Genomic DNA, 23,660 nt, shown 5'->3' on the forward strand with positions numbered 1-23,660 from the left:
GAGTTTTACAAATCCTCGCTGCGGCGATATTTGGATGACACACGCGATTCGCCGATCTGACCCTCGTCTGGTGTCGCACTCACCTGCGGCGGCCTACGGCTTCGCCCCCACGCTGACCACCGGCGTCGCCTCGCGATCTCCCACGATCATGATGAGCATGTTCTGCGCCATGCTGGCGCGGCTCTGATCGTCGAAGACGATGCCGGAATGGCCGTCCTCCGGCTGTTCCAGGCGACGGATCGTGTCGCGCACGATGGCGACCGCGCCCTCCACGATCTGGCGGCGGGCCGCGATGATGGCACCGGCCTGCTGGCGCTTGAGCATCGCGCCGGCAATCTCCGGCGCGTAGGCCAGATGCGTGATCCGCACATCCTCCACCACCACGCCCGCGAGGGCGACGCGCTGGCCCAACTCCGCGATCAGGTCAGCATGGATCGCGTCGCGGTCGGCCCGGAGCGAGGCGACGCGGGTGGCCTTCTCGGCGAGCCGGCGCTTGGCGTCGCCTGCCTCCTCGCCGACATGTTCCGCCTCGTCGTGGTCATAGGGGCGGGTCGAGGCGATGTTGCGCAGCGCTGCTTCCGCCTGGAGCGAGACGAAGTCGTGGTAGCTGCCGACGTCGAAGGTGGCGCGCGCGGCGTCCTGCACCCGCCAGATCGCGGCGACCGCGATGGTGATCGGGTTGCCCATCAGGTCGTTGACAGTGATGATCTTGGTTTCCTGCGCCTCCGTGGCGAGCGAGACCTTGGCCACCGCAGTCAGCGGGTTGCGCCACCAGAAGCCGTCGCGGGCGATGGTGCCGTGGTATCGCCCGAACAGGGTCAGCACCGCGGCCTGACGGGGCTTGAGCGTGATCAGCCCGGCGAGCAGAACGATCGCGGCGACGAGCGCCACCGCGGAGACGAGCAGGAAGGCAGGGCCGACACTGCCGCGGCCGAGAACCAGCACGCCGCCGCCGAGGAAGGTCAGCGCCGCCAGCGCGAGACAGGGAATGGCGATGAAGAGAGCCAGCCAACCGTTCAGGGCGCGATAGGGCGCATCCTGTGTGATGCTTGCTCCGGCCATGCCCGCTCCCCTCGTTGCGTCGGTCGGCCCGAACCTTAAGGATGAGGCACGTGCAATCCTAGGGCGGTGCCGGCATCCTTATGGCCGGAGCGTTTGCCCGGTGCTGCCGGACGGACGACGTGCACCATATCGGCGGCAGCGAAGGATTGATGCGGCCGGAGGATTCTGTTGAGCGAACCTCGAAGACAACTCCACCTCGGCGCCTTCATGCGCCCCATCAGCATCCACACCGCGTGGTGGCGCTATCCCGGCGGTTTCCCGGACGCGAACTTCAACCTCGACCACCTCGTGCGCTTCGCCCGCACGCTGGAAGCGGCCAAGTTCGACGCCTTCTTCATGGCCGACCATCTGGCGGTGATGAACATGCCGATGGAGGCGCTGAAGCGCTCGGCCACCGTCACCTCGTTCGACCCTCTGACGCTGCTGCCGGCGCTCGCCATGGTGACGGAGCGGATCGGGCTGATCGCCACGGCTTCCACCACCTACAACGAGCCCTACCATGTGGCCCGCAAGTTTGCCTCGCTCGACCACATCTCGCGGGGCCGTGCCGGCTGGAACCTCGTCACTTCCGGCAACCCCGACGAGGCGTTGAACTTCGGCCGCGACGCGCATCTCGACCACGCCACGCGCTACGCCCGGGCCCGCGAGTTCTACGAGGTCGTCACCGGTCTGTGGGATTCCTGGGCCGACGACGCCTTCGTCCGCGATGTCGAGCAGGGGCTGTTCTTCGATCCCGACAAGCTTCACACCCTGAACCACAAGGGCGAGTTCCTGAAGGTGAAGGGGCCGCTCAACGTCGCGCGGCCGGTCCAGGGCTGGCCGGTGATCGTGCAGGCGGGCGCCTCAGAGGCCGGACGCCAGATCGCGGCGGAGACCGCCGAGATGGTGTTCGGCTCGGCCTCCTCGCTGGAAGCGGGTCAGAAGTTCTATGCCGACGTGAAGGGCCGAATGGAGGCGGTGGGCCGGTCTCGCGACGCCCTGAAGATCCTGCCCGGTGCCTTCGTCGTGGTCGGCGGTACGGAGGAGGAAGCCCGCGCGAAGAAGGCGCGGCTCGATGCGCTGGTACCGGTTGAGAGTGGGCTCGCCAACCTCTCGGTCCGCCTCGGCACTGACGCCTCCAGCTTCGATCTCGACGCACCGCTCCCCGAAATTCCGGAGACGAATGCCAGCAAGAGCGGGCAGGCGCAGATCGTCGACTACGCCCGCCGCACGGGGGCGACGGTGCGGGAACTCGCGCACCGCGTCGGCGGCTATGGCGGGCTCACCTTCGTCGGCACGCCGCAGCAGATTGCGGACCGGATGGGGGAGTGGCTGGGGGCGCAAGCCTGCGACGGCTTCAACGTGATGTTCCCCTCCGTGCCGGAGGGGCTCGACGATTTCTGCGCCGGCGTCGTGCCGGAACTCCAGCGGCGAGGCCTGTTTCGTACGGATTACGAAGGCACCACCTTGCGCGACCATCTGGGCTTGAAGCGGCCCGGCAACCGCTTCTTCGAGGCGCGATAGGCTCTCTGCCGAACCGGTCAGCGGTCCCGCAGAGAGCCGACCGGCGCGTCAGCGCCGGTTCGTCAGGCTGTAGAGCGCGAAGCCAGCCAGGGCCGCTAGGCCCAAGGTGAGCAGGCGGTTGCTGCCGAGGGTGTCGGCGGCGGCCCACCCGGTACTCTTGGCGTTCTCGATCATGGTGCGGCCCCTGAGGATGCGCGCGGCCCGCTGCCGGTTCGCCTCCTGGGTCGGCAGATGGACGATGTAGGTGTCGCCGTGACGGTCGATATCGATGCTGTTGCGGGCGAAGCCCGCCCTCACGAGGCGGTTCTTTGCGGCGTGAGCAGCCTCGCGGCTGGTGAAGTCGGCTTCGACGCCGACGGTTTCCTGGGCCATGTCTCCTCCTCGACGGACGTGGGGATGTGCCGCTCACGACATGCCGCACCACCGTCGCCACCCGTGGGAGGCGACGACCGATGGCTCAGCGCATCGTGAGGCACTCCAAGCGGGAGGAGCAATCCGAACCCGCCGCTCACGGTTCCGCGAGAACGGTCAGGCAGCGGCTTCCGCCTCGCAGGCGTCGACCCGCACGGCGCCGTCGGCGGTCAGCGAGCAGATCACCTCGGTGCCGTCATCGAGCGCGAAGGCATGAAACAGCCGGCGCTCGAGTTCTTCGAGGCCATCGCCGGGTAGTTCCGCGATTTCGTCGCGTGCGCGCTCTTCGAGAACTGGAAGAACACCGCTTCTCTCGGCGATTTCCTGCGCGGATTGCGTCAGAACGATCTCGAAAGACATTGCCGCCTCCCTGTCACAAGCTGGTCACGACCTTGTCCGATCTACGCGAAGACAGGACTCTCTTGCGACTTTTTTGGGGCAGCCCCGTCACGCCGCAGAAATCGTTCTATTGACCAGAGACTTAGCAAGTTCCTGCAACCTCGCTGCCGGTCCCGGCCTGTCGGCTGGAACCGGTCGAGACGGGTGTGGCAAGCCCGATATCGCGGCCGGCGAGATCAGGATCAGGCTCGAGGATATCCTGCCCGGCGGCAAGGCAGAGAGTTAGGCCGGTGACGAGACCGCTCTGTTCGTGCGGACCGCGACGGCGTGGACCTGGCCCGGCTGCTGTGACGCATGGGCTCAGGGCAGCCTTTCGGGATGTTTTCCCGTTTCAACCCGTGGCGAGCGCGGGTTACGCTCCTCCGCCAGTCTACCGGGCCGCCGGAGCATTGGCACGCTCCGAACGTCGAAGAACATCTCCGGCAGGGAGGCCGGCCCTATGAATTCCATCCTCGTCGTCGCCCTGGTCTGCGCGTCCAGCGTTCAAATGCCCGATTGCTCGCGGGAGACGGCCCTCGACGTGATCATCGGGCCAGCCCATACGCTTCAGGAATGCCTGATCCAGGGGCCGGTGCTCGCCGCGAGCGCCGGTCACGGTGGGGACGGCAATACCTATGTGAAGACCCGTTGCGAGCAGCGGAAAGAGCGGTAGGAACAGGCGATGGCAGAGGATGAGACCGTCGATCCCGCCCGGGCCGTGGAGGTGCGGCTGCGAGCCCGCCTCGCCGTGGTCGAGCGCGCGGCGTGGTTCGGTTTCGTGCAGGCGATGCGGGACCGCCCCGAGGCGACGCAAGCCTATATCGAGGCCGAGCGGGCACGCTGCGAAGAAGGCTTCGGCAGCGGCGCCTGGGCCAAGGATTTGACCGCAGCCGAACGGGCGCTCCTCGGGGCGGAGGTCGATGCCGGGCTAGCCCAACTCGTGGAGGATGCCCGCGCCGAAATCGGCGACGGGGCCTGAACCGAAGCGTGAATGGGGCCGCTCCCCCGCGCCATCCTTTCGCCTTGCGGTCATGGCGGGAAGAGTTCAGTGTCCCCCGCCAAACCGGAGCCGGCCGGCGGAAACCCCGTCCGCCGGTCCCGCGAAGGAGCCGTGACTGGTGCCCATGTTCGGATACGCCGCCCGCCGGAGCGCCACCGCGCTCGCCCTGCTGCTCGCTTCGACCGGTCTCGGCACCCTGCCGGCCGCGGCCATGCAGCCGCGGGAATCCTCACCGATCTCCGAATACGAGCCGGCAGAATCTCTCGAAGGCAATTTCCTCTCGGCCTACATCGCCGGCGCCTCGAAGGACACGGCCGCCGCCGCGAACTTCTACCGCGAGGCTGTGAAGGGCGATCCGCGCAACGCCGAGCTGCTGGAGCGCGCCTTCGTGTCGCTGCTGGCCGATGGCGCCATGACCGACGCCTTCCGTGCCGCCGAGCGGCTCGCCACCCGTGAGAGCTCGAACGGCCTTGCCCAGCTCGCCCTCGGCGTGCGCCAGCTCAAGGCCGGCCAGTACGGCCCGGCCCGCCAAAGCTTCGGCCGCAGCGGCCGCGGCGCGGCTGCCGACCTCACCGGAACGCTGCTCACCGCCTGGGCCTATGCCGGCGCGGGCGACGGCAAGCGCGCCTACGAGACTCTGAACCGTCTACGTGGCGAGCGCTACTTCAACGTCTTCCGCGACTACCATGCCGGGCTGATTGCCTCAGTCATCGGTGATCGGGCCGAGGCCGAACGCAAGCTGAAGGCGGCCTACGAGGCCGACCGCAACACCCTGCGCATCGTTGACGGTTATGCCCGCTTCGAGGCCGGCATCGGCCGCACCGATCTCGCCATCGACGCCTACAGCGAGTTCGAGAAGGTGATGCCGCGCCATCCCCTCGTGGTGGACGCCCTCGACAAGCTCAAGGCCGGCAAGCCGCTGACTCCCCTGATCGCCTCGGCCCAGGAGGGCGCGGCAGAGGTGCTCTACGGGCTCGGCTCGGCCGGCTCGACGCAGGGCGACGAACTTCCGGCGGTGGTCTACCTGCGGCTCGCCCTCTACCTCGCTCCCGAGCACGCCGTGGCCCGGCTGACGCTCGCCGACACGCTCGACCGCATGAAGCAGACCGAGCGCTCGAACGAGGCTTACGCGCAGATCCCGGCTTCCTCACCGCTCAAGCTCAATGCCGACATCCAGATCGGCCTCAACCTCGAGCAGATGGGCCGGGGCGACGAGGCGCTCCAGCACCTCGACACCGTGCTCAAGGCGCATCCCGACAACATCGACGTCATCTCGGCGCTGGGCAACGTGCAGCGCTCGCGGAAGAAGTTCGCCGAGGCGACCGAGACCTATACCCGCGCGATCAACCTGATCGAGTCGGGCAAGGAAGCCAATAACTGGACGCTGTTCTATTTCCGCGGAACCGCCTACGAGCGGGCCGGCGAGTGGCAGAAGGCCGAGGCCGACCTCAAGAAGGCGCTCAGTCTCGTGCCGCCGACCCAGCCGAACGCCAAGGCGCAGGTGCTCAACTACCTCGCCTATTCCTGGGTCGACCGGAACATGAACATCGACGAGAGCTTCACCATGCTGAAGCAGGCCGTCGATCTCTCGCCCCGAGATGGCATGATCATCGACAGTCTCGGCTGGGCCTATTTCCGTCTGGGCCGCTGGGACGACGCGGTGCGCGAGTTGGAGAAGGCGGTCGAGCTGAAGCCGGGCGATCCCACCATCAACGACCATCTCGGCGACGCCTACTGGCGCACCGGCCGGCGGCTGGAGGGCAAGTTCCAGTGGCAGCACGCCAAGGACCTGAACCCCGAGCCTGACGATCTCGCCAAGATCAACGTCAAACTCAAGGACGGCCTGCCTGAGCCGGACAAGCCGACCGCCACGGCCGAGAACCCGCCGACCCAGGATCCGGCCCAGGCGGTGCCCGCCCCCGTGGCGGCGCCGCACAATCCCGAAAACCCGGAATTGCCGAAGGGCGCGCCCGCGCCGAGCGAGCCGCCGGGCGCGGCGGACAAGAAGCCGGGGAAGTAAAGCTTCCTCGCTCAGGCGATACCCCAGCCGCCCTCATCCTTCGAGGCCTTCGCTTCGCTGCGGAACCTCAGGATGGAGGCGAGGCTGCGACACGGCCTTCCGAATGGTCCGTCGTCTTGCTCGTTCTCAACGGTCCGCCTATGGCAGGGCGCCTTCCCTGCTCCTCCGGCCGAGAGCCTTCGTGTCCGTCCTCACCACCCGCGCTCCGGCCAAGATCAACCTGACCCTGCACGTTCTCGGCCGCCGGCCCGGGGACGGCTACCACGCGCTGGAAAGTCTCGTCGCCTTCGCTGAGGTGGCTGACACGCTGGAACTCACGCCGGGGTCGGACCTGACTCTCGACGTCTTCGGTCCGACCGCCGGTCCTGCCGGACCGCTTGACGACAACCTCGTCCTGCGCGCCGCCCGCCGCTTCGCCGACGGCGTGGATGGCCTGAGGTTGGGCGCGTTCCGCCTGCACAAGCGATTGCCCGTCGCGGCGGGGATCGGCGGCGGCTCATCGGACGCTGCCGCCGCCCTGCGGCTGCTGGCGGAACTGAACAGGCTCCCCCTCGACCACCCGGCCGTGATCGCGGCGGCGCGGGCGACCGGGGCCGACGTGCCGGTCTGCCTCGATCCGCGGGCGCGGATGATGCGCGGCGCGGGCGAGGAGATCGGGCCGGTGCTCGGCCTTGCGGCCCTGCCGGCGGTGCTGGTCAATCCGGGCGTGCCGGTCGCGACGGCGCCGGTCTTCAAGGCGCTCGGCCTCGCGGTCGGTCAGCAGCTCGACGGGGCCGCGCATCCGGCGATCGGCCGTGGGCTCGATGCGGAGGCGGTGCTCGGCACCATCGCGCCCGCGCGCAACGATCTGGAGGCTCCCGCCCTCACCGTCGCCCCCGTGATCGGCGAGGCGCTGACGCTGTTGCGGGCGCAAGTCGGATGCCGGCTCGCGCGGATGTCCGGATCGGGCGCGACCGTGTTCGCCGTCTTTCAAGATCAGGCGGCGGCGCAGGCGGCGGCCGAGGCAGTCCGCACAGTGCAGCCGGGCTGGTGGGTGGAGCCGACGCGCCTCGCCTGATGCGGTCGCACCGCCGGTGCGTCAGTGCGCCCGGGCGATGCAGAAATCCACCACCTGCAGCAGGGCAGACTTCATCAGGCCGTTCGGGAACAGGTCCAGCGCCGCGCGGGCCTGATTGCCGTAGTGGCGGGCGCGCTCGATCGTATCGTCGAGGGCACGGTGGCGGCGGAGGATGGCCAGCGCCTGCTGCAGATCGCCCTCTTCCAGATCCTCCCGTTCCAGGGTGCGGCGCCAGAAGGCGCGCTCCTCGTCCGTGCCGCGGCGAAGCGCCAGCACGATCGGCAGGGTGATCTTGCCCTCGCGAAAGTCGTCGCCGACGTTCTTGCCGAGCGCCGCGCTGGTCCCGCCGTAATCGAGCACGTCGTCGATGAGCTGGAAGGCGATGCCGAGATTCATGCCGTAGGCGCGGCAGGCCGCCTGCTCCGCTTCGGGCCGTCCGGCCAGGACCGGGCCGACCTCGCAGGCCGCAGCGAACAACTCCGCGGTCTTGCCGCGGATCACGGCGAGGTATTCGTCCTCGCTCGTCTCGGTGTTCTTGGCGGCGGTGAGCTGCATCACCTCGCCCTCGGCGATCACGGTGGCCGCCGCGGACAGGATGTCGAGGGCCCGCAGGGAGCCCACTTCGACCATCATGCGGAAGGCTTGCCCGAGCAGGAAGTCGCCGACGAGGACGCTCGCCTCATTGCCCCACTTGATACGGGCGGCCACGCGCCCACGGCGCATGTCGCTCTCGTCCACCACGTCGTCGTGGAGTAGCGTTGCCGTGTGCATGAACTCGACCGCCGCGGCGAGCTTCACCGCACCGTCGGCTCCGCGGTTCTCGGCGCCGTAACCGCACAGGTCGGCGCAGGCGAGCGTCAGAATCGGGCGCAGGCGCTTGCCGCCCGAGGCGATCAGATGGTTGGCGACCTCGGGGATCATCGCGACATCGGAGCCCGTGCGCGACAGGATCGTCGCGTTCACCCGCTCCATGCCGGCCGCGACGAGGCGGACGAGATCGGTCAGGCTGGCCTCCGGATCGGAGCGGCCTTCATCGAGGGTAACGACGACGCCCAAGCGCGATGCCTCCGGAAACTCTCGACCGGCACCCTGCCGGAACCCCTGCCTCGCGGCTGCCCCTGTCGCACGGGGCCGTCGGCAGGGCAACACGCGGTCGTGCCGCACGGCTGCGCAACGACGTGGACAATGTTACGAGCCGTAGACCGCGGGCCGGCTCGCCGGGAGTCGGCAAAAGGGGCTTGATGCCGTGACGGAACTGATCCGCAGCAACGACATCGTCTTGATCGGATTCGCACGCTCGCTCCTGGAGGAGGCCGACGTCCCGCTTTTCGTCGCCGACGAGCACATGAGCGTGCTCGAAGGATCGATCGGTGTGTTCGGCCGGCGCCTGCTGGTGCCCGACGACCACGCGCGACAGGCGCGCCGCATCCTGGCCGATGCCGGTCTGTCAGCCGAACTGCGCGATGAGAACTGAGTGAGCGCTGAGCCGGATGCGTTCCTCGGCGGCTGCCTGAGGTTGCGCCAGCCGCCCCGCGGCGCCCATCGCGCCGGCACCGACGCGGTGCTGCTCGCTCGTCTTCTCACCCCTGCGCCGGGCTCCACGCTCTACGATCTCGGCGCGGCGACCGGCGCAGTGGGGCTCGCGGCGGCGCGGCTCTCCGAGGCGGGCCGCGTGGTGCTGGTCGAGCGCGACCCCGACCTCGTCGCCCTCGCTCGAGAGAATGCATCGGCGAACGGGCTCGACGCCCGTGTCGTGGTGATCGAGGCGGATATCCTGGCGCCGGGGACGCAGCGCCGGGAAGCGGGCCTGCAGCCGGACAGCGCCGACATCGTGCTGACCAACCCGCCTTTCTTCGAGGAGGGCGCGCACCGCCCCTCCCCCATCCCGCAGAAGGCGGCGGCGCACACCTTCGCGGTCGGCGGGCTCAAGCCCTGGCTGAGAACCTGTGCCGACCTTCTGCGCCCCGGCGGACGGCTCGGGCTGATCCACCGGGCCGACGCCCTGCCCGCCTGCCTCGACGCCCTGCGCGGGCGCTTCGGCGACTGTGCCGTTCGACCCGTTCATGGACGGGCCGAGCGTCCGGCAATCCGCGTGCTGATCGCGGCCGTGAAGGGCAGCCGCGCACCGTTTCGCCTTCTGCCGCCCCTGGTGCTTCAGGACGAGTCCGGGCACTTCACCCCGGAAGCCGAAGCGCTGCATCGGGGCGATCCCTGGCCACCGTGATGAAACCGGATCCCGGTCGCCGCGGGCGCCGCCCGCCCCAATAGATCGGCCGGCAGCGTCCTGCTAACGGAGAGTGGACCTGCCCTCAGGAAGCCGTGCTCCCGCGCGTTCTCAAAATTGGCCGCCATGCCCCTGACCGTCCCGACTTGGATGCGCTTCCTTCTGCCCCGCCGCTTCCGCAAGAATCCTGCGCGGGTCGCCGTGGTGCGCCTGAGCGGGGCGATCGGCGCCGTCTCGCCGATCCGGCCGGGCCTCTCCATCGGTACGGTGGCGCCGAGCCTGGAACGCGCCTTCACCATGCCGGGCCTCTCGGCGGTGGCGCTCGTCATCAACTCCCCCGGCGGCTCGCCGGTGCAGTCGCACCTGATCTACCGGCGCATCCGGGCGCTGGCGGCGGAGAAGGAGCTCAAGGTCTTCGCCTTCGTCGAGGATGCCGCGGCCTCGGGCGGCTATATGATCGCCTGCGCCGCCGACGAGATCGTCGCCGATCCCGCCTCGCTCGTCGGCTCCATCGGGGTGGTCTCGGCCGGCTTCGGTTTCGACCGGCTGATCGAGCGCATCGGCGTCGAGCGCCGCGTCCACACGCAGGGCGAGGCCAAGGCGATGCTCGATCCCTTCCGCCCGGAGAACCCGCAGGATATCGCTCGGCTGAAGGAGATCCAGGCCGACGTGCAGGCCCTGTTCACCGGACTCGTCCGCGAGCGCCGGCCAAGGCTCGATGCCAGCCGTGATCTCTTCACCGGCGCGGTCTGGACCGGGCGGCAGGCGCTCGACCTCGGCCTCGTCGATACGCTCGGCGACCTGCGGGGCACGCTGCGCGCCCACTACGGCGAAGAGGTGGATCTACGGCTCGTGGCCGAGACTCGTGGTTCCTGGCTGGCCCGCCTGCTGCGCCGTGCCGGCCCCGGCCAGACCGCGGCCGGACTCCCCGACGCGCTGATCGCGGCGGTGGAGGAGCGCGCCGCCTGGGCAAGGTTGGGATTGTAGGCGAAGCTCGACCCCAGCCTTTGCGCCCGCGGCTTCCGATCCGTCGCGTTTTCGCGTGTGAACGTCGGTCAGTTTGCGGCAGGCAGTCCCTTGGGCAGTCACTTGGAACCTCAGGCCAATCTCCTTCGGCGGCGCTCAAGGTTGGGATTGTCGCTCGACCTAGGTTCCTGTACCGATCGGTATTGTTCGTACTGACCGGTACAAAAAGGTTCATCATGTCACGTCCTCCGCTCCCGCCCTTCACCGACGAGACCGCTGCGCAGAAGGCGCGCATGGCGGAAGATGCCTGGAACAGCCGCGACCCGGAGCGCGTCGCCCTCGCCTACACGCCCGACAGCGTTTGGCGGAACCGCGCCGAGTTCGTGAAGGGCCGCGAGGAGATCGCCGCCTTCCTGCGGCGCAAGTGGGCGCGTGAACTGGAGTACCGGCTCATCAAGGAAGTCTGGGCGCATCAGGGTAACCGGATCGCCGTGCGCTTCGCCTACGAGTGGCGCGACGACAGCGGCCAGTGGTTCCGTTCCCACGGCAACGAGAACTGGGAGTTCGACGAAGCGGGCCTGATGCGCCGCCGGATCGCCTCCATCAACGACCTGCCGATCGCGGAAGCCGACCGCAAGTATCACTGGCCGCTCGGCCGCCGCCCCGACGATCACCCGTCCTTGAGCGATCTGGGGCTGTAGGGCGTGGCCCGTACCGTCGCCGAACGGTCCGACGTGCTGCCGCTGCTCGCGGAGGTGTTTCGCGAGCACGGCTACGAGGGTGCGAGCCTGTCGCTGATCTCGAAGGCGACGGGGCTCGGCAAGGGCAGCCTCTACCACTTCTTTCCCGGCGGGAAGGAGGAGATGGCAGGTGCCGTGCTCGCTGAGATCGACGGCTGGTTCGAGGCCAACGTCTTCCGCCCCCTGCGGGAGGCGGAAGACCCGGCGGCGGCCGTGGCGGCGATGTTTGCGACGGTCGCCGACTACTTCCGCTCCGGCCGCCGGGTCTGCCTTGTCGGGGCCCTGAGCCTAAGCGACGCCCGCGACCGTTTCGCGGGCCGTCTCCAGGATTACTTCGTCCGTTGGGTCGAAGCCCTTGCCGAGGCGCTGGGCCGGGCGGGACATCCCTCGGCGTCGGCCGGCATGCTCGCCGAGGAGACCGTCGGCGGCATCCAGGGAGCGGTCGTGCTGGCCCGTGCCCTCGATCGGCCGGAGGTGTTCGAGCGGATCCTGGCGGGATTGCGGGCGAGGTGCCTCGCCCGCCCTGCCAACGTTCCGGCTCAGCGGGCGCAGCCGGCCGGGGCGGCGTAGCCGGAATAGACCACCCGGACCTTGCGGGCGCAGGTCTCGGTCGCCGGCATGGTGGCGACCGGCGCGATCTCGACGGGCGTCACCGCAACGGTCTTCTCGACGATGCCGCTGCCATCCTGCGTGGCGAAAGCGTTCGAGGCGCCCATCATGAGCGACGTGGTGGCGAGCGAGGCCGCGACGAGGGCGGCGAAAACAGTCAAACCCGTGCGCATGATCTGTCCGAAAGTGTTAACCGCTCACCGCGAGAGCTGGAGCGTGGCTGTCCATTCGCCGTCTTAACTTGGCAGAAACCTTTGCCGTTCCCGCGGTGCGGCCGCGGCCTGTAAAATGATGTGCCGGGACGCACCGGGGCATTGCCACCGGCCCCGTTCGGCCCTCGGCCTCGCAAATGTCGGCCGGCGCCCCATATGAGAGAGACCCTCCGCGCAATCCCGTGCTTTGGGCGTTCTTGCGGAGACCGATATGGCTTATTCTTCGGATAAGGGGGGCGCACGCCCCGTGACAGCGACAGACTTCAACGACCGCGTGAAGCAGTTGCTGGCGGCCAAGCCGGCGATCCAGGCCGTGCCGAAGGACCGGACGGCCAAGCGGAACTTCACCCGCTCCGCACCACGGGCCTAGCCGGTTTAAGGAGGCTGAGCCGGCAGCGAGTTTGCTTGACACCCCGCCCCCCGCTCTTAAACGGTCCGGCAGCTTCCCTCCTGTCGGACCTTCCATGCCGAGCGACGCCGATCTCTCGCCCACACGCTCGTTCCAGGGCCTGATCCTCACCCTGCAGCGCTTCTGGGCGGCCAAGGGCTGCGTCATCCTCCAGCCCTACGACATGGAGGTCGGCGCCGGCACCTTTCATCCGGCCACCACGCTGCGAGCGCTCGGCCCGAAGCCCTGGAAAGCGGCCTACGTGCAGCCCTCGCGGCGTCCGAAGGACGGACGCTACGGCGAGAACCCGAACCGGCTGCAGCACTACTACCAGTTCCAGGTGATCCTGAAGCCGAACCCGCCGAACCTGCAAGAGCTCTACCTCGCCTCGCTGGAGGCGATCGGCGTCGATCTCAAGCTCCACGACATCCGTTTCGTCGAGGACGATTGGGAGAGCCCGACGCTCGGCGCCTGGGGCCTCGGTTGGGAATGCTGGTGCGACGGGATGGAGGTGAGCCAGTTCACCTACTTCCAGCAGGTCGCGGGTTTCGAATGCGCGCCGGTGGCCGGCGAGCTGACCTACGGGCTCGAACGCCTCGCGATGTACGTGCAGGGCGTCGAGAACGTCTACGACCTCAATTTCAACGGCGGCGAGGGTGACGAGAAGGTCACCTACGGCGACGTCTTCCTCCAGGCCGAGCAGGAATATTCGCGGCACAACTTCGAGGCCGCCGACACGGCGATGCTGTTCCGCCACTTCGCTGACGCGGAGAAGGCCTGCCGCCTCTACCTCGAAGCTGGTGCCCCAGAGAGCGAGGGCGCGCGCCACCGCATCGTGCAGCCGGCCTACGACCAGTGCATCAAGGCGAGCCACGTCTTCAACCTGCTCGACGCCCGTGGCGTGATCTCGGTCACCGAGCGCCAGAGCTACATCCTGCGGGTGCGCGAGCTGGCCAAGGCCTGCGGCGCCGCGTGGCTCAAGACCGAGGCCGGCGGCCATTCCAGCGACCAAGCCGCCGCGGCCTGAGCGATGCGCCGCCGCGCCGCCCTGGCTCGAATCCTGGCCCTCGCCTTCGGGCTTCGCGCCAGTCCGGCTTTCGCGCAATCCGCGACCGACCCCGTGGAGACGGTACGGGCCTTCTACGCGGCCGATGACATCAACGCGGTCCGCTTCTACGCGAAGGGCCTGCGCGCACTTTACGAACGCGACCAGCGCGAGGCAGGGGGCGAGGTCGGGCGGCTCGGCTTCGCCTTCCACGTCAACGGCCAGGACACCGAGCCGGGCTTCGCGAAGTCGCTGGCGCTCGCGACGCTCTCGGACGACGGCGACCGGGCTGAGGTGCGGGCGAGCTTCCGCAACGGAGGGCCGCAGGAACTGCGCTACAGCCTCGTGCGCGAGGCCGGCGCCTGGAAGATCGCCAATGTCCGCTCGCTGAAGGGCGAGCGTTGGGATCTCGTCGCCCTCCTGTCGGCGCCGCTTCAATAGAGCAGGCCCTTCGCCCAGAGCTGTTTCGTCATCGAAGCGACATCTGGCGGGCGTAGCGCGCCGACTCTCGCAGGCTGATGAGACGCGCAACGATGTCCGACATGCCCGACGCCCCAACCCTCGATGCGGTGATCGCGCATCGCTTCTCCCGGCGCGACCTGATGCGCGGGTCGCTGGCCGCCGCACTTGCCGCCGGGGTCACTCCGCAGGCCGCCGCCGCCCACGCCGACGCCTCCCCCTTCGACTTCCCTGAACTCGCCGCCGGCGTCGATGAGCACCTGCACGTGGCCGAGGGCTACGAGGTGAAACTGCTGTTGCGCTGGGGCGATCCGCTGTTTGCCGATGCCCCCGCCTTCGACCCGCGAAAGCAGAGTGCCGAGGGCCAGGAGCGCCAGTTCGGCTACAACAACGACTTCGTCGGCTTCATCCCGCTGGACCCGTCGGGCCAGCGCGGCCTGCTCGTGGTCAACCACGAATACACCAATGCCGAACTGATGTTTCCCGGCCTCGACGCTGCCGACCGCAAGGGCGTGATCGCTGCCCTGACTCCGGCACAGGTTGCGGTCGAGATGGCCGCCCATGGCGGTTCGGTGGTCGAGATCGTCCGCGAGGCGGCAGGGTGGCGCCCCGTCGTCGGCTCGCCCTACACAAGACGCATCACCGCGCAGACGCCAATCGATCTCACCGGCCCGGCGGCCGGCCATCCCCGCCTCGTCACCGAGGCCGATCCCGGCGGCCGGCGCGTGCTCGGCATGATCAACAACTGCTCGGGCGGCGTCACGCCCTGGGGCACGTGGCTCTCGGGCGAGGAGAACATCAACTACTATTTCGGCGGCGCCCTTCCCACCGGGCATCCGGAAGCCGGCAATGCCAAGGCGATGGGCCTGGGCAGCCTGCAATACGCCTGGAGCCGCTTCCACCCGCGCTTCGACCTCGCGCAGACACCGAACGAGCCGAACCGGTTCGGCTGGGTGGTTGAGATCGATCCGTTCGATCCGGGCTCGACCCCGAAGAAGCGCACGGCACTCGGCCGGTTCAAGCACGAGGGCGCCGCCGGCGCGCGCTCACTCGACGGGCGCTATGTCGTCTATCTCGGCGACGACGAGCGCTTCCAGCACGTCTACCGCTTCGTCAGCGCCGGCCGCGTGCAGGCGGAGCGCGGCGCCAATGCAGACCTCCTCGATTCCGGTACGCTCAGCGTCGCCCGGTTCGAGCCCGACGGCACCGGCCGGTGGCTGCCGCTGGTGCACGGGGCGAACGGGCTCGACGCCGCGAACGGTTTCGCGAGCCAGGCCGATGTGCTGATCGAGACCCGCCGCGCCGCCAAACGGCTCGGCGCCACGCCGATGGACCGGCCCGAGGACATCGAGGCGAACCCGCGCACCGGCCGCGTCTACGTGATGCTGACCAATAACGTGAAGCGCGCCGCCGATCAGGAGGAGCCCGCCAACCCGCGCGGCCCCAACGCCTTCGGTCACGTCATCGAGATCGCTCCCGACGGCACCGACCACGGCGCCGAGACCTTCCGCTGGGAGGTGCTGGTGCGCTGCGGCCACCCGTCGAAGCCGGAGGTGAGGGCGAGCTTCTCCGCGCTCACCACCGAGAACGGCTGGTTCGGCATGCCCGACAACTGCACCTTCGACGGGCGCGGCCGCCTCTGGATCGCCACCGACGGCAACAACCGCCGCGCGACCGGCCGGGCCGACGGTATCTGGGCGGTGGAGACGGAGGGGCCACGCCGGGGCACGGCGCGCCACTTCCTGCGGGTGCCGGTCGGCGCCGAGATGTGCGGCCCCTGCTTCACGCCAGACGACGAGACCTTCTTCGTCGCCGTCCAGCATCCCGGCGAGCCTGACGAGGAGGGCGCGCTGGGCTCCTATGAAAAGCCCTCGACCCGCTGGCCGGATTTTTCGCCGGATAGGCCGCCGCGGCCGTCCGTGGTGGCGGTGCAGCGGACGGGGGGCGGACGGATCGGGTGAAGGTCGGTCGCCGTCATCGCGAGGCGAAGCCGACGCGATCCAGGCCACCGCCCGATCCGAAACAGTCGCGTCCCTGGATCGCTTCGCTGACGCTCGCGCTGACGAAGGAGCAGCGGTGACAGATGGGGGTCATCTCCCGTCTCGACGCGGCCCGAGCGGGCGGCTATTCCCGCGCGCATGCCTGACCTTCTGCTCGAACTCCGCTCCGAAGAGATCCCCGCGCGCATGCAGCGGCGTGCGGCCGAGGATCTGAAGAAGCTCGTCACCGACGCGCTGGTCGAGCGCGGTTTCCTCTACGAGGGCGCCAAGGCCTTCGCGACGCCGCGGCGGCTGGCACTGCACATCGCCGGGCTGCCCGCCCGCGGCGAGGCCGTGCGCGAGGAGCGGCGCGGACCCCGCGTCGGCGCGCCCGAGGCGGCGGTGCAGGGCTTCCTGAAGAGCGCGGGACTGTCGAGCCTCGATCAGGCCACCACCGTCACCGATCCGAAGAAGGGCGAGTTCTACCTCGCGGTGATCGAGCGGCCCGGCCGCGAGACGCTGGACGTGCTCGCCGAGATCCTGCCGGGTATCATCAAGAGCTTCCCCTGGCCGAAATCGATGCGCTGGGGCGCGGCCTCAGCCCAGCCCGGCTCCTTGCGCTGGGTGCGCCCGCTCCAATCGATCGTCGCCACCTTCGGGCCCGAGACCGAGACGCCGGAAGTCGTGCCGTTCTCGGTCGATGGCATCACGGCGGGCACAGTCACGAGCGGCCATCGTTTCCTCGCGCCCGAACCCTTCGAGGTGCGCCGCTTCGACGACTACGTGCAGGCGCTGGAGCGCGCCGACGTGATCCTTGATGCCGACCGGCGCAAGGACATCATCCTGCACGACGCCAGGGATCTCGCCTTCGCCCGCGGCCTCGACCTCGTGGAGGACGAGGGCCTGCTGGAGGAAGTGGCCGGTCTGGTGGAGCGGCCCGTGGTGCTGATGGGGTCGTTCGAGGAGCGTTTTTTGGAGATCCCGGCCGAAGCGATCCGGGCCACCATCCGCGCCAACCAGAAGTGCTTCGTGCTGCGCCAATCCGGCTCCGAGGAACTGGCACCGGCCTTCCTGCTGGTCTCGAACCTCGTCGCCTCCGACGGCGGCGCCGCGATCACCGCCGGCAACGAGCGCGTGGTGCGCGCCCGGCTCTCGGACGCAAAATTCTTCTGGGAGACCGACAAGGCCACGAAGTTGGAGGATCGGCTTCCCAAACTCGACACGATCGTCTTCCACGAGAAGCTCGGCACGCAGGGTGAGCGGGTCGCCCGCATCGCCGCGCTCGCAAAAGAAATCGCGCCGCTGGTGGGGGCCAACCCGGCGCTGGCTGAGCGCGCAGCCCGGCTCGCCAAGGCCGACCTCGTCACCGAGATGGTCGGCGAGTTTCCGGAATTGCAGGGCCTGATGGGCCGCAAATACGCGGCGCTTCAGGGCGAGCCCGAGAGCGTCGCCGCGGCGATCGAGGAGCATTACAAGCCGGTGGGGCCGAGCGACCGCGTGCCGACCGATCCGGTCTCCATCGCCGTGGCACTCGCCGACAAGCTCGATACGCTCGCTGGCTTCTGGTCGATCGACGAGAAGCCGACCGGCAGCAAGGATCCGTTCGCGTTGCGGCGGGCGGCCTTGGGCGTGATCCGCGCCGTGATCGAACGGTCGCTGCGGCTGCCGCTGGCCTCCCTGCTGAAGGGTCGATTCGCGGGCGGAGGCGATGAGCGCACCGCGGATCTCCTCGCCTTCTTCGCCGATCGCCTCAAAGTCTATCTCCGCGACCAGGGCGCCCGCCACGACCTGATCGACGCGGTCTTCGCTCTGCCCGGGCAGGACGACCTCCTGCTCGTCGTCCGCCGTGTCGAGGCATTGGGCGCGTTCCTGAGCACGGATGACGGCCGGAACCTGCTCGCCGGCTACAAGCGCGCGGCCAACATCCTGCGCATCGAGGAGAAGAAGGACGGTCGCGCCTACGACGAGACGCCCGACGCCGCACTCGCGGCGTCCGGCGATCCGGAGGAGCGGGTGCTCGCCGAGGCGCTGGCAGCGGCGCGACATGAGGCTTCCGCCGCCGTAACGGCCGAGGACTTTGCTGGAGCGATGCGGGCACTTTCGCGCCTGCGGGCGCCGGTGGACGCCTTCTTCGAGAAGGTCACCGTCAACGCCGACGATCCCGCTCTGCGCAAGAACCGGCTCCTGCTCCTCAATGCCCTGCGCGCGGCCACCCGCGAGGTGGCCGACTTCTCGCGCATCGAGGGCTGACGGGGGCGGATCGGTCGGTTGCCGCTCGGTCTGTCCTCCTGGGGCCGAGGGGGCAATCCGGGCATCGTGACCGTAGCCCGTCACGCACGATGCTTGCCGGCCCCGCCGGCAGCGGCGTGCGCGTGTCACCGTAACATTTCAGCCGCTAGTAGTGAGACAGGCTGGGGTGGCACCCTCAAGATGCTGAATTGTGGCTGATCGGTAATCGTCGGCCGCATCAAAACATGCTTCAGATCTGAACACGTTCCGCCCTGAGTGCTTTCCGACGAAGTGGATACCGCTTCGGCGAAAGAAAGCGCGTCAAAACGAAGGTCTAGAGGCGCCGACCTAGCACGATCAGGTCGGCGTATCGAGTGTTGACGATGTCGGATTTCGATCCTCTCACCCTGATCAATGCGTGCTACGCGGCCGCGCTCGATCCCGAGACATGGTCCGGCGCGCTAGACGGGATCGCCGATGCGGTCGGAGCCCGCGGTGCAGTGATCGTCTCGCACGATCCCGCGCGCACGGCCCTGACGCTGGCCTCCGAACGGATCGCCGACGTGAACCTCGATTACGGCGTCGGCGGCTGGTGGCAGCACGACACCCGTATCCGTCTCGGCCGGGAGCGCGGCATTATGAGGCCGGGCACCGTGACGGTCGACGAGATGTACATCACGGCGGAAGAGAAGCGCGCCGATCCGTTCTTCCAGCACTTCATCGATCGGCACCACCTCGGCAATCTTTGCGCTTATGTTGGCGCTGACCCGATGGACCGTCACACCCTGTCGTTCAGCGCTCCGCGCGACACGCGAAAGGGGCCGTTCGAGGGGGCCGAGATCGAGCGGCTGGGGCTCGTCGGTCCGCACGTCATCCGCGCTTTCCGGCTGACAGCCCTTGTCGGCGACATGCGCCGGGAGGCGGAGGGGCTCACCTCCGCCCTGGAGCGGATGCGGGCCGGGGTTATCGTGCTCGATGCCCGCGGCCGGATCCGGCTCGTCAGCCCCGCGGCGGAGCGTCTGGCGAGCGGCTACCTCACCCTGCGCACCGGAGCCGTGCCTGCGGCCGCGGAGCCGGTCGAGAGCGCCCGCTTCGACCGCTTCCTGAACGATGGTCTACCCGAGCAGGCCTGGCAGCGGCAGGACAGGCTCCTCCTACGTCGCCGGGGCGGCGGGCGCCCGCTCTATGTCGAAGCGCTCCCCTTGCGCGGCGACGACCCGCTTCCGGCGGCTGGTACAGGCCTCGGAGGCGGGGCGATCCTGCTCCTGCGCGATCTGCTCGCGCCGGCGACGCGTCCGATCGAGCCGTTGCTGGAACAGCTTGGCCTCACCCGGGCCGAGGCGCGGGTCGCTGCCTTGGTTGGCCGGGGCGCGGCGCCGCGGGAGGTGGCCGAGCAGCTCACTGTCAGCGAGAGCACGGTGCGCAGCCAGCTTAAGGCCGTTTACGGCAAGCTCGCGATCCGTCGCCAGAGCGAACTCGCGGTCTTCATCACCCGCCTCGACAGTCTCTAGGCGTCGCCCGAGGAGCGGCCGCCGGCTCTCGGGAAAAGGCGATTCGAAGCCGAGTGCCGAATGCGCTGCCCTGCCCTATTCCGGCTCGTCCCGGCGCTGGCGCAGTTCCGGGACCGGTTTCTCGGGCTCGGAAACGGGCGCAACCTGACCCTCCGAGCGGCTCGAGTCCACGAACAGCCGCGCCTCGCCCTCGCGCACGCCGAGGCTGCGCAGCGCGTAGGTCATCATCCCGAGCGCCAGCTCTCGCTCGGCCATGAGGACGAGGCCGACACCGTCTTCTTCCAGCCGGCGGCGCTCGCTGTCGCTGTGCGTGCGCACCACGCTGTCGATGCCCGGATTGGTGGTGCGGGCTTTGGCGAGCAGCCGCCGCGCCTGGTGCGGGTCGGGGGTCGCGACCACGACGAGGCGGGCGGAGCCGATATCGGCGGCGTCCAGGATACCCGGCGCGGTCGCGTCGCCGAACACCGCCGGCACGCCCTGCGCCCTTAACTCCTCAACCCGGCGCCGGTCACGCTCCACCACCACGAAGGGCAGGTTCCAGTCCTGCAGCGCCTTGCCGATAGCGCTGCCGACACGGCCGTAGCCGATGATCACCGCGTGGCCGCTCATGCCGGGCGCGGCCGCACTGACCGGCAGCGGCGCGGCGGCGCGGCGCTCCAGGCGGCGGCGCAGCTCCGGCCGCTCGCCGAGCCAGCGCGACACCCGGTCGGCGAGTGCAAAGAACAGCGGGTTGAGGGTGATCGACAGCAGCGCGCCGCCGAGGATCAGGTCACGCCCCTCCTCCGGCAGCAGCTTCAGCGAGATGCCGAGACCGGCCAGGATGAACGAGAACTCGCCGATCTGCGCGAGGCTCGCGGCGATGGTGAGTGCCGTGCCGACGGGATGACCGAAGGCGAGCACGATGGCGATGGCTGCGAGCGACTTTCCCAGGACGATGACGCCGACGACGCCGAGAATCGAGAGCGGCTCGCGCAGGACGATTCCCGGATCGAACAACATGCCGACCGACACGAAGAACAGCACGGCGAAGGCGTCCTGCAACGGCAGGGAATCGGCTGCGGCTTGATGGCTGAGGTCGGATTCGGCGAGCACCATGCCTGCGAAGAAGGCACCGAGGGCGAAGGACACGCCGAACAGTTCGGAGGAGGCGTAGGCGATGCCGACCGCGCTCGCCAGCACCGCCAGGGTAAACAGCTCTCGCGAGCCGGTGCGGGCGGCCAGTCCCAGCAGGTAGGGAATGAGGCGCCGACCGCCGACGAGCATCACGGCAACGAACACGCCGACCTTGGCCAGCGTCAGCCCGAGCGTCACCCACAGACCGTGCTCCGGCGCGCCGTGATGGCCGGCGGCCTGCATCGCCTCGCCGCCGAGTGAGGGGGCCAGCGCCGGCAGCAGCACCAGGGCCACCACCATGGCGAGATCCTCGACGATCAGCCAGCCGACGGCGATGCGGCCTTTGTCGGAGTCGAGCAAACCGCGCCCTTCGAGCGCTCGCAGCAGTACGACTGTGCTCGCCACCGAGAGCGCCAATCCGAAGACCAGACCCGCCCCCGCGCCCCAGCCGAAGCCCCAAGCGAGCCCCGCCCCCATGGCGGTCGCCACCGCGATCTGCACGATTGCCCCGGGCAGAGCGATGGTGCGGACGGCCAGCAGGTCGGCGATGGAGAAGTGCAGGCCGACGCCGAACATCAGCAGGATGACGCCGAGTTCGGCGAGCTGACTCGCCAGCGCCGGATTACCGACGAAGCCGGGCGTGAATGGGCCGATGGCAATGCCCGCGACGAGGTAGCCAACGAGGGGTGGCAGCCGAATCCGCTGAGCCAGCATGCCTCCGATGAACGCGCAGACCAGACCGAGCGCGATGATCGAGATGAGTTCGGTGGCGTGCTGCAACGCGATCCTATCCTCCTGGGGCGGACGGCCCCAGGATCAGATAAGGCAAATCACGGTCCCGTGTCCGCAACAGCGATGCGATGGGTGCACGGTTCCTGTCGATTCCTCACCCTTTCATGCGCACATAAGTGCCGGGCGCTGGGCAAAGGGAGGGAAGCGCCCCCGATCCGGGTATGCGGGCGGGCACGCGCTCGGGCGCCTGCTCCTCCAGCCACTGGAACCAGTAGGGCCACCACGAGCCGGGATGCTCGGTCGACTTCTCGATCCAGTCCTCGAACTTGCCCCTGGCGGGGCCGCCCGTGCGGAAGCCGTACTTGGCCTTAGGGCCGGGCGGGGCGACCACACCGGCGATGTGACCCGAGCCCGCCAGCACGTAATCGACCTTGCCGCCGAACTTGCCCGACCCCTCGAAGACGGAGAGCGCCGGGGCGATGTGGTCCTCGCGGGTGGCGAGGTTGAAGACGGGCACCTTCACCTTCTTCAGGTCGAGTCGCACGTTGCCCAGCACCATCTGCCCCTTGGAGAGCGTGTTGTTGAGGTAGCAGTTGCGCAGGTAGAAGGAGTGATTGGCCGCGGGCATTCGAGTGGCGTCCGCGTTCCAGTAGAGCAGGTCGAAAGCGGCCGGCGCCTTGCCGCGCACGTAGTTGTTGACGACGTAGGACCAGATCAGGTCGTTGGGCCTGAGCATGTTGAAGGCGTTGGCCATGCGCGCGCCCTCCAGATAGCCGCGCTCGGCCATCCGCTCCTCGATCACCTTGATCTGCCCCTCGTCGGCGAAGACCTTGAGGTCGCCCGCATGGGTGAAATCGACCTGCGTGGTGAGGAAGGTCGCGCTCTTGATGCGCCGGTTGCCGGTGGCCGCCTGGTAGGCCAGCGTCACGGCGAGCAGGGTACCGCCGACGCAGTAGCCCGCTGCCGCGACGTCGCTCTCACCGGTTGCGACACCGATCATGTCGATGGCGGTCTCGATACCTTCGCGCATGTAGGACTCGAAGTCTTTGTCGCGATGGCGCTCGTCCGGATTGACCCAGGAGATCACGAAGACCGTGATCCCCTGGGAGACCATCCAACCGATGAGGCTCTTATTCGGGTTGAGGTCGAGGATGTAGTACTTGTTGATCCAGGGCGGAACGATCAGCAGCGGGCGCTTCAGCACCGTCTCGGTTACCGGCGCATACTGAATCAGCTCCATCAGGTCGTTGCGGAAGATGACCTCGCCGGGCGTCACCGCCACGTCCTTGCCGAAGGTGAAGGCGTTGAGGTCGGTCTGGCGTACCCGCAACTGGCCGCCGCCGGCCTCCAGATCCTCCTGCAGCATCTTCATGCCGCGCATCAGGTTGGCGCCGCCCTCCTCCAGCGTCTGGCGCAGGAGTTCGGGGTTCGTCATCACGAAGTTCGACGGCGAGTAGGCCGAGAGGAGCTGGCGCAGGTAGAACTCGGCCTTGTGGCGGGTGTGCTCGTCGATGCCGTCCGCCGTCTCGACCATTTCCTCCGCCCAGCGGCCGAGGATCAGGTAGCTCTGCTTGATCAGGTCGAAGACCGGGTTGGCGCTCCAGTCGGCATGGGCGAAGCGCTTGTCCTTGGCCTCGGGCTGGGCGACCGGCGCTGCAGGCGCACCCTGCATCCGGGTCAGGGTCGAGGCCCAGAGGGCGGCGAAGGATTGTCCGAGCTTGGTCTGGGCCTGGAGCGCCTTCTCGGGATCCTTGAGCCAGGTCTCGGCGACCCGCGTGAGCGTGCGGGTCATCTCATCGATCTCGTCGCCGCCCTGAAGCTTGGCGCCCTGAAGCGCCGTTCCCTGTCCCGCCTGCTCGAACGGTTGGAGGGAGGCGGTCGCCGATTGGCGGAACGCCTCCGCAAGTTGGTTCGCGCTGTGCGCGATCCTCTCGAAATCCGGCGTTGCCGGGACCGTCCGCTCCGTGGACACGCGACACGTCCTCCCAGGATCCGCCCGCATTCCGCCCCTCCGGACGGCCC

General features: G+C 68.8%; 23 protein-coding genes. 16 read left to right on the forward strand and 7 right to left on the reverse strand.

Going from position 1 to position 23,660, the window contains the following annotated elements:
* Nucleotides 1-93 precede the first annotated feature (93 nt).
* Nucleotides 94-1,062 (reverse strand): SPFH domain-containing protein, encoded by a 969-nt coding sequence (locus tag FHU13_RS05930; RefSeq protein WP_183434948.1) that lies wholly within the window; start codon nt 1,060-1,062, stop codon nt 94-96.
* 168 nt (nt 1,063-1,230) lie between these two features.
* On the opposite strand from FHU13_RS05930, the gene FHU13_RS05935 reads away from it, so the two are divergent.
* Nucleotides 1,231-2,565 (forward strand): LLM class flavin-dependent oxidoreductase, encoded by a 1,335-nt coding sequence (locus FHU13_RS05935; protein ID WP_246714498.1) that lies wholly within the window; start codon nt 1,231-1,233, stop codon nt 2,563-2,565.
* Nucleotides 2,566-2,613: 48 nt separating this feature from the next.
* Here FHU13_RS05935 and FHU13_RS05940 read toward each other — a convergent pair whose 3' ends face one another.
* Together FHU13_RS05940 and FHU13_RS05945 are read right to left on the reverse strand one after the other, a co-directional pair.
* On the reverse strand, nt 2,614-2,937 hold the full coding sequence (locus FHU13_RS05940) for a hypothetical protein (RefSeq protein WP_183434949.1): 324 nt from the start codon (nt 2,935-2,937) through the stop codon (nt 2,614-2,616).
* 156 nt (nt 2,938-3,093) lie between these two features.
* Nucleotides 3,094-3,336, reverse strand: a complete 243-nt coding sequence (locus FHU13_RS05945) for a hypothetical protein (protein WP_183434950.1) — start codon at nt 3,334-3,336, stop codon at nt 3,094-3,096.
* Between the two features lie 478 nt (nt 3,337-3,814).
* Between FHU13_RS05945 and FHU13_RS05950 the strand changes: the two genes are divergently transcribed.
* The 4 genes from FHU13_RS05950 (at nt 3,815) to FHU13_RS05965 (ending at nt 7,431) form a co-directional block, all read left to right on the forward strand.
* Complete coding sequence (locus FHU13_RS05950) at nt 3,815-4,027, forward strand: hypothetical protein (RefSeq protein ID WP_183434951.1); 213 nt, start codon at nt 3,815-3,817, stop codon at nt 4,025-4,027.
* Between the two features lie 9 nt (nt 4,028-4,036).
* Nucleotides 4,037-4,333, forward strand: coding sequence for a hypothetical protein (locus tag FHU13_RS05955; RefSeq protein WP_183434952.1), 297 nt, complete (start codon nt 4,037-4,039; stop codon nt 4,331-4,333).
* Between the two features lie 145 nt (nt 4,334-4,478).
* Nucleotides 4,479-6,374 carry a tetratricopeptide repeat protein gene (locus tag FHU13_RS05960; RefSeq protein WP_183435111.1) on the forward strand — a complete coding sequence of 632 codons (1,896 nt, stop codon included), beginning with the start codon at nt 4,479-4,481 and terminating at the stop codon, nt 6,372-6,374.
* A 181-nt stretch (nt 6,375-6,555) separates the two neighbouring features.
* Complete coding sequence (locus tag FHU13_RS05965) at nt 6,556-7,431, forward strand: 4-(cytidine 5'-diphospho)-2-C-methyl-D-erythritol kinase (protein ID WP_183434953.1); 876 nt, start codon at nt 6,556-6,558, stop codon at nt 7,429-7,431.
* Between the two features lie 21 nt (nt 7,432-7,452).
* Here FHU13_RS05965 and FHU13_RS05970 read toward each other — a convergent pair whose 3' ends face one another.
* A complete protein-coding gene (locus FHU13_RS05970; protein WP_183434954.1) occupies nt 7,453-8,487 on the reverse strand; it encodes a polyprenyl synthetase family protein in 1,035 nt (344 codons plus the stop codon).
* A 190-nt stretch (nt 8,488-8,677) separates the two neighbouring features.
* On the opposite strand from FHU13_RS05970, the gene FHU13_RS05975 reads away from it, so the two are divergent.
* The 5 genes from FHU13_RS05975 to FHU13_RS05995 all read left to right on the forward strand — a co-directional run bounded on the left by FHU13_RS05975 (nt 8,678) and on the right by FHU13_RS05995 (nt 11,931).
* A complete protein-coding gene (locus FHU13_RS05975) occupies nt 8,678-8,905 on the forward strand; it encodes a DUF2007 domain-containing protein (RefSeq protein ID WP_183434955.1) in 228 nt (75 codons plus the stop codon).
* Entirely contained in the window at nt 8,906-9,655 is a 750-nt protein-coding gene (locus FHU13_RS05980; RefSeq protein ID WP_183434956.1) for a methyltransferase, read from the forward strand.
* Nucleotides 9,656-9,781: 126 nt separating this feature from the next.
* Entirely contained in the window at nt 9,782-10,642 is an 861-nt protein-coding gene (locus tag FHU13_RS05985; RefSeq protein ID WP_183434957.1) for a S49 family peptidase, read from the forward strand.
* Nucleotides 10,643-10,857: 215 nt separating this feature from the next.
* The gene (locus FHU13_RS05990) at nt 10,858-11,322 is read left to right on the forward strand and encodes a DUF1348 family protein (protein ID WP_183434958.1); all 465 of its coding nucleotides are present in this window, start codon (nt 10,858-10,860) and stop codon (nt 11,320-11,322) included.
* A gap of 3 nt (nt 11,323-11,325) precedes the next feature.
* The gene (locus FHU13_RS05995) at nt 11,326-11,931 is read left to right on the forward strand and encodes a TetR/AcrR family transcriptional regulator (protein ID WP_183434959.1); all 606 of its coding nucleotides are present in this window, start codon (nt 11,326-11,328) and stop codon (nt 11,929-11,931) included.
* Here FHU13_RS05995 and FHU13_RS06000 read toward each other — a convergent pair.
* Nucleotides 11,901-12,143 (reverse strand): hypothetical protein, encoded by a 243-nt coding sequence (locus FHU13_RS06000; protein WP_183434960.1) that lies wholly within the window; start codon nt 12,141-12,143, stop codon nt 11,901-11,903. The two genes, FHU13_RS05995 and FHU13_RS06000, sit on opposite strands and share 31 nt — an antisense overlap.
* 286 nt (nt 12,144-12,429) lie before the next feature.
* Between FHU13_RS06000 and FHU13_RS28185 the strand changes: the two genes are divergently transcribed.
* The 6 genes from FHU13_RS28185 to FHU13_RS06025 all read left to right on the forward strand — a co-directional run bounded on the left by FHU13_RS28185 (nt 12,430) and on the right by FHU13_RS06025 (nt 19,793).
* Nucleotides 12,430-12,552, forward strand: a complete 123-nt coding sequence (locus FHU13_RS28185) for a hypothetical protein (protein ID WP_281411589.1) — start codon at nt 12,430-12,432, stop codon at nt 12,550-12,552.
* Nucleotides 12,553-12,646: 94 nt separating this feature from the next.
* Nucleotides 12,647-13,597 carry a glycine--tRNA ligase subunit alpha gene (locus FHU13_RS06005; RefSeq protein ID WP_183434961.1) on the forward strand — a complete coding sequence of 317 codons (951 nt, stop codon included), beginning with the start codon at nt 12,647-12,649 and terminating at the stop codon, nt 13,595-13,597.
* A 3-nt stretch (nt 13,598-13,600) separates the two neighbouring features.
* Nucleotides 13,601-14,056, forward strand: coding sequence for a DUF3828 domain-containing protein (locus tag FHU13_RS06010; protein WP_183434962.1), 456 nt, complete (start codon nt 13,601-13,603; stop codon nt 14,054-14,056).
* 92 nt (nt 14,057-14,148) lie between these two features.
* Complete coding sequence (locus FHU13_RS06015) at nt 14,149-16,035, forward strand: PhoX family protein (RefSeq protein WP_183434963.1); 1,887 nt, start codon at nt 14,149-14,151, stop codon at nt 16,033-16,035.
* Nucleotides 16,036-16,212: 177 nt separating this feature from the next.
* Nucleotides 16,213-18,303, forward strand: coding sequence for a glycine--tRNA ligase subunit beta (gene glyS, locus FHU13_RS06020; RefSeq protein ID WP_183434964.1), 2,091 nt, complete (start codon nt 16,213-16,215; stop codon nt 18,301-18,303).
* 362 nt (nt 18,304-18,665) lie between these two features.
* Complete coding sequence (locus FHU13_RS06025; protein WP_183434965.1) at nt 18,666-19,793, forward strand: helix-turn-helix transcriptional regulator; 1,128 nt, start codon at nt 18,666-18,668, stop codon at nt 19,791-19,793.
* A 75-nt stretch (nt 19,794-19,868) separates the two neighbouring features.
* On the opposite strand, the gene ybaL is transcribed toward FHU13_RS06025, so the two are convergent.
* Together ybaL and FHU13_RS06035 are read right to left on the reverse strand one after the other, a co-directional pair.
* Entirely contained in the window at nt 19,869-21,686 is a 1,818-nt protein-coding gene (gene ybaL / locus FHU13_RS06030) for a YbaL family putative K(+) efflux transporter (protein WP_183434966.1), read from the reverse strand.
* A gap of 106 nt (nt 21,687-21,792) precedes the next feature.
* Nucleotides 21,793-23,610 (reverse strand): PHA/PHB synthase family protein, encoded by a 1,818-nt coding sequence (locus FHU13_RS06035; RefSeq protein ID WP_183434967.1) that lies wholly within the window; start codon nt 23,608-23,610, stop codon nt 21,793-21,795.
* Nucleotides 23,611-23,660 lie beyond the last annotated feature (50 nt).

The organism is Methylobacterium sp. R2-1 (assembly GCF_014191355.1).
In the GTDB taxonomy this organism is placed as follows: Bacteria; Pseudomonadota; Alphaproteobacteria; order Rhizobiales; family Beijerinckiaceae; genus Methylobacterium.